Annotated in this window: 8 protein-coding genes and 2 pseudogenes; 5 read left to right on the top strand and 5 right to left on the bottom strand. The window is 48.4% G+C overall.

What is annotated here, in order from left to right:
* Positions 1–212 precede the first annotated feature (212 nt).
* From DW083_RS03440 to nadB, 5 genes and pseudogenes are all read right to left on the bottom strand, one after another.
* Positions 213–508, bottom strand: a pseudogene (locus DW083_RS03440) (helix-turn-helix domain-containing protein).
* Positions 495–818 (bottom strand): type II toxin-antitoxin system RelE/ParE family toxin, encoded by a 324-nt coding sequence (locus DW083_RS03435; RefSeq protein ID WP_115498575.1) that lies wholly within the window; start codon positions 816–818, stop codon positions 495–497. Before DW083_RS03435 ends, DW083_RS03440 begins: the two are co-directional and overlap by 14 nt.
* 80 nt (positions 819–898) lie before the next feature.
* Positions 899–2,440 (bottom strand): sulfatase, encoded by a 1,542-nt coding sequence (locus DW083_RS03430; RefSeq protein ID WP_122331436.1) that lies wholly within the window; start codon positions 2,438–2,440, stop codon positions 899–901.
* A gap of 60 nt (positions 2,441–2,500) precedes the next feature.
* Positions 2,501–3,613, bottom strand: a complete 1,113-nt coding sequence (locus DW083_RS03425) for a DUF4221 family protein (protein WP_122331423.1) — start codon at positions 3,611–3,613, stop codon at positions 2,501–2,503.
* A 14-nt stretch (positions 3,614–3,627) separates the two neighbouring features.
* On the bottom strand, positions 3,628–5,202 hold the full coding sequence (gene nadB, locus DW083_RS03420; RefSeq protein WP_122331422.1) for an L-aspartate oxidase: 1,575 nt from the start codon (positions 5,200–5,202) through the stop codon (positions 3,628–3,630).
* A 202-nt stretch (positions 5,203–5,404) separates the two neighbouring features.
* Between nadB and DW083_RS03415 the strand changes: the two genes are divergently transcribed.
* The 5 genes and pseudogenes from DW083_RS03415 to DW083_RS03395 all read left to right on the top strand — a co-directional run bounded on the left by DW083_RS03415 (position 5,405) and on the right by DW083_RS03395 (position 10,330).
* Positions 5,405–6,106 carry a hypothetical protein gene (locus tag DW083_RS03415; protein ID WP_122331421.1) on the top strand — a complete coding sequence of 234 codons (702 nt, stop codon included), beginning with the start codon at positions 5,405–5,407 and terminating at the stop codon, positions 6,104–6,106.
* Positions 6,107–6,244: 138 nt separating this feature from the next.
* Positions 6,245–6,664: a PH domain-containing protein gene (locus DW083_RS03410; RefSeq protein WP_122331420.1), complete on the top strand. Its 420-nt coding sequence runs from the start codon at positions 6,245–6,247 to the stop codon at positions 6,662–6,664.
* Between the two features lie 64 nt (positions 6,665–6,728).
* Positions 6,729–7,073 carry a hypothetical protein gene (locus tag DW083_RS03405; protein WP_122331419.1) on the top strand — a complete coding sequence of 115 codons (345 nt, stop codon included), beginning with the start codon at positions 6,729–6,731 and terminating at the stop codon, positions 7,071–7,073.
* Between the two features lie 10 nt (positions 7,074–7,083).
* Positions 7,084–8,426, top strand: a pseudogene (gene lpdA, locus DW083_RS03400) (dihydrolipoyl dehydrogenase).
* Between the two features lie 359 nt (positions 8,427–8,785).
* Complete coding sequence (locus tag DW083_RS03395) at positions 8,786–10,330, top strand: glycine--tRNA ligase (protein WP_122331418.1); 1,545 nt, start codon at positions 8,786–8,788, stop codon at positions 10,328–10,330.
* The last annotated feature ends 2 nt before the right edge of the window (positions 10,331–10,332 follow it).

The following is a 10,332-nucleotide window of genomic DNA, read 5'->3' as shown; positions in this document are numbered from 1 at the left end:
AACCAATGCCGGCAATACGATTGTTACCAAGGTAAATGTATACTAATCCATATATAAGAGAGTTTTAGTATTGAATGAGAAAGGGCGTCCGAGAGGATGCCCTTTTTTTGTTGTCTTTCCTTTAAGCGCAACAACATAGCTTTCCTTACATAAAAAGAGAGCCTCTTTGCTAAGAAGCTCTCTTTACAAACTTTATACTTGTGAGATTTACGTCACATCGGACGCAATTCCACTGTCAACCCCATTGCTGCGGCTATGCGGTATAGGGTTGAAACGGTGGGTATGGTCAATCCTCGTTCGATTCTTGAAATATACCTTTGTCTGCTCCGATACGCCTGGCGAGTTCTGCTTGCGTTAATCTTGCATTCTTGCGGGCATCCAACAGGATTTGAGCATTGTATTCTTCCCATGCTTTTTCTACGGCTTTCTCCCGTTCAGGAGTGCCTACTTCTCCAAATTCTCTTGCGAGTTCGGCACTTACATCATAGATTTCATCATTCTTGCTCATAATATTCATTTTTTAATTTGATCGCTTTTTCTATTTCGCTATTAGGAGTTTTCTGTGTTTTCTTCTTGAAGCAGTTGAATAACACGACTATTGTATCTCCGTCATAAATGAAAAAGATACGAAACTCATTATGGCCATAGTTTACCCGAAATTCATAAATTCCGTCTCTTATGTATTTGATGTAATGGCTTGGTATCTTATCTTCTGTTTCAAATAGCAATAACGCTTGCCTTATTTTTTTGCGTTCTTGTTCTGACAGCTTAGACATAAAATCCGGGTAATACCCTTTATATGCGATTATCTTTTTCATGGGCAAATATATGAAATGTTATATATAAATACAACTTTGATTGATTCTTTTCTTTGTTTTGTTACTGTTTTTCGACTTCTTTATCTCTCATCCGGCCAAGGGCAACTCTTTCCCGTTGCCTTGAAGGAAGGGCGTTGGGCGTCTACCTGGCGGAGGTAGGAGCCGAGTTTTTGGGAGAGGCGTTTGACGATTTCGGGGTGGCGGGTGCTGAGGTCGTTCTTTTCGCTGATGTCGGCGGGGATGTTGAAGAGCTCTTTTTTGCCGGTGCCGTAGTAGTAGATCAGCTTCCAGTCGCCGTCGCGGATGGCACAGTTGAAGTTGATACCCGGACCGTCATTGCCCCAGTTATTCGGCATGTTCCAGTAGAGGCAACGGCCGTCGGAGGGATCGCCTGTGCCGGTGATCAGGGGGACGAAGCTGACGCCGTCGATGGGTTGCACCGTTTGGTAATCTTTTACGCCTGCCATTTCCAGGATAGTGGGGTAGAAGTCTTCTATCAACAGATATTTGTCGCAGCGGGTATCCGGTTTGGCTACACCCGGCCAGCTGACGATCATCGGTTCGCGTATGCCTCCTTCGCAGAGGGAACCTTTCCCGCTCAGCAGCGGATAGTTTTGCGTATGCAACGGACCGTCACGCCAGCCTGATTCGGAGGCCAGGCCGCCGTTATCGCTCATGAAGATGATAATCGTATTGTCTGCCTCGCCGTTCTTTTCGAGCCAGTCCATGAGGTCGCCCAGGCTCTTGTCCATTCCTTCGATCAGGGTGGCGTAGGCGGCTTCGTGGTCGGTCATACCTTTCTTTTTGTATTTGTCGTAGAAACGCATGTCCTTGTTCAGCGGGATATGGATGGCGTAGTGCGACATATAGAGATAGAACGGCTGGTTGTACTTCTTCGCTTTGTCGAGGGCCTTGATCGCTTCGAGTGTCAGGGCTTCGGTGGCGAATGTCTCCGTGCCCCAATATTTCTCGAGGCCGGGGATGGACATGAGGGAGGTCGGGCGGCCGTCCTTCGTATGCCCGTAGTTCTCTTCGCCTAAATAGCTTGCCAGTCCACCGGCGGCATGGCCGGCTATGTTGACCTCGAATCCCCAGTGGTGCGGGTCTTCGCCCGGAGTGTCGATGGCTCCGAAGTGGGCTTTCCCGCAGTGTATAGTGTGATAGCCGCTATTTTTCAGTAGCTGGACGAAAGAGGTGCCGACGAAGGTGTTGTTGGTTCCGGGAACTTGGCTGACACCGTTGTAGTTCCAGTCAGGGATGTCCAGCAGGCTGTCTTTGCGGTCGGTTGTCTTGTCTTTTTGAAGTGTCCAGTTGGTGACACGGTGGCGGGCGGCATTCGTCCCGGTGATCAGGCTGCAACGGGACGGGGAACTGATGCTGCTGGCATAGGCTTGTGTGAACATGACTCCCTGTCGGGCAAGGCGTTCCATGTTGGGAGTCTCGTACAATTCGTTATAATGTGTCTTTTCTGTCCAGAAAGGTAGGGAGGTGTCTTCCCAACCCATGTCGTCAACCATAAAGAGGATGATGTTCGGTCGTTTGGCGGGTTGGTCGGCAGCTTGGATGTTTCCTGCTTGGAAGGCGGGAAGGAGTGCCAGAGGCAGTAAGATTCGTTTGTCCATCTTTTTTGTGTTTTTCGGTTTATATTCCTGTGTATGTTGCTTGTATGGCAAAGATACGCTTTATTCTTCTACCAATTCAAACATCCGGAAACTAAGAATATCATCGCTGAACTGCGGATTCAGAAAATGGCTGTCGGAAATATATACCCCTTCGGGACGTACGAACATGATTCCGGGATTATAAGTGTTGTCGGGGAAGAGTGTTTCTCCGACAATACGGAAATCCTTGTCGAGAATGATGATGCTGAAGTTCTTGCGACCGAATTGGATGAGTTCCATCGACCGGACGCCTTTATCCAAAGTCGAGGCGGGTAAGCGATCCGGTAATACACTTCCCGGTAGATCGTACAGCAGGTTGTTATACCAGGCGTTTACACAAAAGTCTTCAGGACTTGCGGTAAGCTCGTCCGGCAGTTGTACCTTATCGAAGTATTTACTTTTGACCGGGACTTTCCGTATCGAGTCGTGTTCGGGAGTGGCAACATAGATATTCTCGTCGTAATGGAAGGAGTAAACGAAACGTTCGCCGTCATAGCAACGGCTGTAACTGCCTTCCATGCCATACTTCTTTAGTTTCACTTCCGATCCGGGATAGTCGGGATAGTCGAAAGGGAGCGCTTTACTTTCTTTTGTATCCATATCGATTGCAACGGTGACACGATCATGTTCGATCCAACGGTTCGGTTCGATACAGGTATATAAAGTGCGCCCGAGGCGTACCGGCAGTTGGGCGGCGGTGGCCATGAAACAGGATGAGTTATGTTCCGGGTAACTTTGTTTGTCGAGAAGCACACAGTCTTTATTGATGAGATACAGCTCATGTTCAACCCAACTGAAGACATAGATACTGTCGAGGTTCTGGATATAATAACCGAATGTTCTCCCGACACCGTTACTGCCTTCCCGGGGCGGATTTATTCTAAATGCTTGCTTTTGCTGCTTCAGGTCGTGGAAGTGGATCGTATTGTTATCATAATTCTGGAACGTAAAATACTCTTTTCCGTCTTTGTCTTTATAGATCGAATAGATATTGAAATTGTTTTTCGTGTCCGGATCGATCGGGAAAGATAAAGTCTTATCTGTCTGCTTTAGTTGGCAGGCTTCATACTTCTTCTCTGTTGAACAGGCAACAGAGAAGAGTAAAAAGAATAATAATAAATAGGGCTTTTCCATAATAGAAGATGTGTTTATTCCTTCTTTACCGGAGGATAGTCAATCGTATAGTGCAAGCCACGGCTTTCCTTACGTTCCATCGCCTGGCGCGTAATCAGATAGCCGACGTTGATCATGTTACGCAATTCGCACAGCTCTTTGGAAGCCTTGCAACGCTTGAAGAGGCTTTCCGTCTCTTCGTACAGGATATCCAGGCGGTTCCAGGCACGGGTCAGACGGGTGTTGCTGCGGACGATACCGACGTACGATTCCATGATTTGGTTCACTTCCTTCATACTCTGGGTGATCAGTACACGCTCTTCGGTCGAGATCGTGCCTTCGTCGTTCCATTCGGGGATATCGGTGTTGAAGTCGTAGCGTTCGAGGACACTCAGGATATGTTTGGCGGCTGCATCGGCATATACGACTGCTTCGATCAGCGAGTTTGACGCCAAGCGGTTTCCTCCGTGCAGGCCGGTGCACGAACATTCGCCGATCGCATACAGACGGCGGATGCTGGACTGGCCGTTCAGGTCGACACTGATACCGCCGCACAGGTAATGGGCGGCCGGAGCTACCGGGATATAATCTTTTGTGATGTCGATGCCGATGCTGAGGCACTTCTTATAGATATTCGGGAAATGTTTCTTCGTCTCTTCCGGGTCCTTATGCGTCACATCTAAATAGACATGATCATCGCCCCGGAGTTTCATCTCGTTGTCGATGGCACGGGCCACGATATCACGCGGAGCTAAGGACAGGCGTTTGTCATATTTCTGCATAAACTCTTTTCCGTCCAACGTACGCAGAACGCCGCCGTAACCACGCATCGCCTCGGTGATGAGGAAGCAGGGACGGTCGCCCGGATGGAAGAGGGCAGTCGGATGGAACTGGATGAACTCCATGTTCTTGACAGCGCCTTTGGCACGATAGACCATTGCGATACCGTCGCCGGTAGCCACAAGCGGATTGGTCGTGTTGCGGTAAACGGCTTCGCAACCGCCTGTTGCCATGACCGTCACTTTAGACAGGAAGGTTTCCACCTTGCCGGTGTCTTCGTTCAGGACGTATGCGCCATAGCATTTGATGCCCGGCGTGTAGCGGGTGACGATGATGCCCTGGTGGTGCTGCGTGATGATCTCTACCGCAAAATGATGGTTGAATATCGTGATGTTGGGATGTCTCTTGATTGCTTCGATCAGGCTTAGTTGTATCTCGGCGCCGGTGTTGTCCTTGTGGTGCAGGATGCGGAACTCGGAGTGTCCTCCTTCGCGGTGGAGGTCGAACTCGCCGTTCTCTTTCTTGTCGAAGTTCACGCCCCAGTCGATGAGTGCCTTGATCTGGTCGGGAGCGTTACGCACGACCATTTCCACGGCTTCCCGGTCGTTGATCCAGTCGCCGGCAATCATTGTGTCTTCAATATGTTTGTCGAAGTTGTCTACCAGCAGGTTTGTAACCGAAGCGATACCTCCCTGTGCAAAGTAAGTGTTCGCTTCCTCCAACTCTGTCTTGCAGATGATGGCTACTTTCCCCTTATCGGCTACCTTCAAAGCGAGGCTCATGCCGGCGATACCGGAACCGATCACTAAGAAATCGAATTGTTGTACCATAGTTTATATCCTTTGTGGCTGACAAAGTTAGGAATTAACTTATTTGGTTGTACCTTGAAATGGCTGCTTTCGTGCAAAATAGTCCGTATTACCGATTCTTTTGATATTTTAAACTTCCCGGCGTAAACATCTCAGAAAGGAACCCTGTTCTATTGGGGCATTGGATATCCTGCTAATTATTAATACTTAAACGTTTTAAAATATGAAGTCTAAAGTAATATTGAGTGCGCTGGCCCTGCTGTTTGCAGCCGGTGCGATGGCTCAGGATTGTACGTTCTTTTTCCCGCAGACCAAAGGCACGCAGCTCGTGAAAAAAGGCTACGATGCAAAAGGGAACCTGCAGAGTGTGATGACTTACACCGTCGACGAAGTGAAAAACATCCCTTCCGGCCTTGAAGTGGAAGCCGATTACGTGTTTCAGAACAATGCCGGGACAGTCTACGACAAGGGCGACCTGGAGGCTTTCTGTCAGAACGGCGAGTTCTTTATGGACATGAAAGAAGTCCTGTCCAACCCGTCCTTTGTCTCCACCGTGCAGTCTGATGTGGAGGCGACAGATGCAGTCCTCAACTATCCGAGTGTGGCAAACGCTCCTTCCGGCAACGCTGACGATGTCTATTTCGATGATGCCTACATCCAGATCTATTCGAAGAAGAACCGTAAGGATCGCAAGAACGTGTCTATCTACGACCGCGAATATGTGACAACGGAACAGGTGACGACTCCTGCCGGCACGTTCGACTGCACGAAAGTAAAGTATAAAATCAAATCCCGCTCTCCGAAAGAAACGATCGAAGGCTACGGATATGAATGGTATGCGCCGAATGTCGGTGTCGTCAAGAACGAACAGTATAACAACAACGACCAGTTGCAGTATTATACTGTCCTCGAAGTCGTAAAGTAAAGAAAAGATATATTCCTTATTTGGAATTGTTTGACCGGTTTAAGTGGATGCGCTGTTACTGAGAAGTAGCGGCGCATTTTCTATTCCCCCGATCGCCAAAAGAAATAAAATGATTATCTTTCGCCAAAATTCAGGATAATGGACAGAGTCTTTAAATCGAAAGTTGGTTGGTGGTATCATCTGATACTGTTTGTAATGGCTGCAAGCACTGTTTTTGCTTTTGTCGGCGGCAAGTCTCCCGTCACGATGATCGTGCTGCTGTTGTTTACGTTAGAGTGCGTGCATATGTTGTTGTCGACCTGGTATAAGGTGACTGACGATGGTTATCTGATTGCCCATTGCAGCCTCTTCCCGGAAAAACGGATTCCCATTTCGGAGATCAGTGCTGTGGAAGTGACGGTCATGCCTGTTTCGAGTTATGCCCTGTCGTTGGACCGGCTGATTATTTATAAGGGAGACGTGCAATGGCTGCTGATTTCTCCCGTAAATAAACAGGACTTCCTTAAGCTGTTGCGGAAGCATAACCCGGGGATCCGGATTAAGGAGCCGATGATTTGATTGAGGTAGTAATGTAAATCTAATCGAGTATGAAACTAAGTTTAAAAGAGATTTCAGGAATCCCATGGTGTACTGGTTGATTGTGCTCGCGGTTGTATTATGGGGCGCATGTCAGTTTATGGGTATTTGGTATGGAGACTGGCTGAGAGCTTTCCTTTGCAGTCTGAGCATGCTTGCTCCTTTATTTATAGCTTGTACTCCATACTATATTGCAGATACCGGCAACCTGAATGGCATCATCCAAATATCCTTTATCACTCGTATAGAACAGCTTAGAAAAGGCGGTTACCGCATCTTCTATACTTGGATGGAGAATGGCAAGGAGAGAAGCAGTTGCTTTTATCCGAAAGAAGGGCAAGCATTTATCGATAAATTATTAGAAATTAATCCCAATATAAAACTTAATTAAATCTGAGAACATGAAATACGATGTTGCCATAATCGGAGGCGGTCCCGCCGGTTATACAGCTGCTGAAAAAGCGGCTGCAGGTGGTTTGTCTACCTTGCTTTTTGAGAAGAATGCGTTAGGCGGTGTTTGTCTGAATGAAGGCTGTGTGCCGACAAAGACGCTGCTCTATTCTGCCAAAGTGTATGATACGATCAAACACGCGCCCAAATATGCGGTGAGTGCGGAGAACCCGACTTTCGATTTTGCGAAGATTGTCGCCCGTAAGAATAAAGTGGTGAAAAAGCTGACAGCCGGTATCCGCATGAAGATGAAGGAACACGGTGTGGAAGTTGTCAGCGGCGAGGCCGAAATAAAAGGACGTGCAGCCGACGGAACTATCTCTATCGCCTGCGGAGAAACGGTTTATGAAGCCGCCAACCTGCTGATCTGTACCGGTTCGGAAACCGTTATCCCGCCGATTCCCGGATTGGCGGAGACGGAATACTGGACAAGCCGCGAAGCCCTTCAGTCTAAAGAGCTGCCCGCATCGTTAGTGATTATCGGCGGCGGTGTGATCGGCATGGAGTTCGCTTCGTTCTTCAACAGCATGGGAACGGAAGTGCACGTGGTCGAAATGCTGGATAAGATTCTCGGCCCGATGGACAGGGAACTGTCCGAAATGCTACAGGCCGAATACGCCAAACGCGGCATTAAGTTCTATTTAGGACACAAGGTGACAGCCGTAAGTGCCGAGGGTGTGACGGTCGAGAAAGACGGCGAGACATTCGTCGTCCGGGGAGAAAAGGTCCTGTTGAGCGTCGGCCGTCGTCCCGTAACCAAAGGATTCGGCCTGGAAACACTGGCGCCCGAACCCTTCCGCAGTGGCATCAAGGTGAACGAATATATGCAGACTTCCATTCCGAACGTCTATGCCTGTGGCGATATCACAGCTTTCTCCCTATTAGCGCATACAGCTGTTAGCGAGGCGGAAGTGGCTGTCGACCATCTTTTAGGCAAGAACCGCGGCATGAGCTATAAGGCGATACCGGGCGTTGTCTACACCAATCCTGAAATAGCCGGTGTCGGCAAGACGGAAGAAGAACTGCAAGCCGAAGGAACTCCTTACACCGTAAAGAAAATCCCGATGGCGTTCTCCGGCCGCTTTGTTGCCGAAAACGAACAAGGCAACGGCGTCTGCAAGCTGATCCTGGCCGAAGACGAAACGATCGTCGGCGCCCACCTGTTGGGTAATCCGGCTTCCGAACTGATTGTGATTGCCGGCATCGCCATCGAAAAGGGCATGAAGGCGGACGAACTGAGGCCATTGTCTTCCCGCACCCGACCGTAGGCGAAATCATCAAGGAAGCCCTTTGATAAATTAGTTCCGTCGGCATGAAATAAAAAGTTTCAGCGACGGAACTAAAGTTTCTTGCCCGTGAAACAAAAGTTTCATGCCGATGAAACTAAAGTTTCAGCCCGAAGGAACAGGTGAAACTTTTTCATCTGTTTTCTCCCGGCCGGGGAGAAAAAGGCATCTCTTCTGTGACGTTTCATCATAAATATCTTTATAAGCGGCTGAAAATGCTACAGATTACCGAAAAAATCATTTACTTTGCAACCTTAAATAATATGCCGATGTGCCAATGTGCTAATATGCCAATGAGAATTGGCAGGTTGCACGGGATGGTTTAGATTGGCATATTGGCAAATTGATTAATTGGCAAATTATTATTATGGCACAAGAAGATGTATTTAAGAAGTTAGTTTCGCACTGTAAAGAATACGGTTTCGTATTCCCCTCTTCAGAGATTTATGATGGTTTAGGTGCAGTCTATGATTATGGACAGTACGGCGTAGAGCTGAAAAACAATATAAAGAAATATTGGTGGGACAGCATGACACTGTTGCACGAAAACGTTGTCGGCATCGACTCCGCTATCTTTATGCATCCGACTATCTGGAAAGCATCCGGCCATGTTGACGCATTCAACGACCCGCTGATCGATAACAAAGATTCGAAGAAACGTTATCGCGCCGATGTGCTGATCGAAGACCATCTGGCAAAGATCGAGGAAAAGATGAATAAGGAAGTTGCCAAGGCTGCCAAGAAATTCGGCGACGCTTTCGACGAAGCCCAGTTCCGTGCAACCAACGGACGCGTACTCGAACACCAGGCTAAGTGGAACGAAATCCACGAACGCTATTCAAAAGATATGAATGACTCCAACTTCGAGGACCTGCGCCAGCTGATCCTGGATTGCGAAATCGTTTGCCCGATCTCCGGAACACGTAACTGGACGGATGTGCGCCAGTTCAACCTGATGTTCTCGACCGAAATGGGCTCGACTGCCGAAGGAGCTTCCAAGATCTATTTGCGTCCGGAAACGGCACAGGGTATTTTCGTGAACTTCCTGAATGTGCAGAAGACAGGCCGTATGAAGATTCCTTTCGGTATCGCACAGATCGGTAAGGCTTTCCGTAACGAGATCGTCGCCCGCCAGTTCATCTTCCGTATGCGCGAGTTCGAACAGATGGAGATGCAGTTCTTCGTTCGTCCGGGCGAAGAGATGGAATGGTTCAAGAAATGGAAATCGACCCGCTTGAAATGGCATCAGGCTATGGGATTGGGTAACGAGAAATATCGCTATCACGACCACGAAAAGTTAGCGCACTACGCCAATGCCGCTACCGATATCGAATTCGAAATGCCGTTCGGCTTCAAGGAAGTGGAAGGCGTCCACAGCCGTACGAACTTCGACCTGAGCCAGCACGAGAAGTTCTCCGGCAAGAAAATACAATACTTCGATCCGGAACTGAACCAGAGCTATACGCCGTACGTAATCGAAACCTCTATCGGTGTCGACCGCGTATTCCTGAGTGTGATGGCCGGTTCTTATTGTGAAGAAACGCTGGAAAACGGCGAAACACGTGTCGTACTGAAATTGCCTGCAGCGCTGGCTCCTATCAAGTTGGCCGTATTGCCGTTGGTGAAGAAAGACGGTCTGCCCGAAAAGGCGGAAGAGATCGTCAATATGCTGCGCTTCGACTTCCGTTGCCAGTATGATGAAAAGGATTCTATCGGCAAACGCTACCGCCGCCAGGATGCTATCGGAACCCCGTACTGTATTACAGTTGACCACGATACTTTGAAGGATAACTGTGTCACGATCCGCTTCCGCGATACGATGGAACAGGAACGTGTCAGCATCGACAAGCTGCATGAGATTATCTCCGAAAAGGTAAGCATGAAGAATTTATTAAAAAAGATAATGGAGTAAAA

Source organism: Parabacteroides sp. AF48-14, assembly GCF_003477465.1.
Lineage (GTDB): Bacteria > Bacteroidota > Bacteroidia > Bacteroidales > Tannerellaceae > Parabacteroides > Parabacteroides acidifaciens.
The sequence above is the reverse complement of the archived record's forward strand: the minus strand, read 5'-3'. Positions and strand labels throughout refer to the sequence as shown.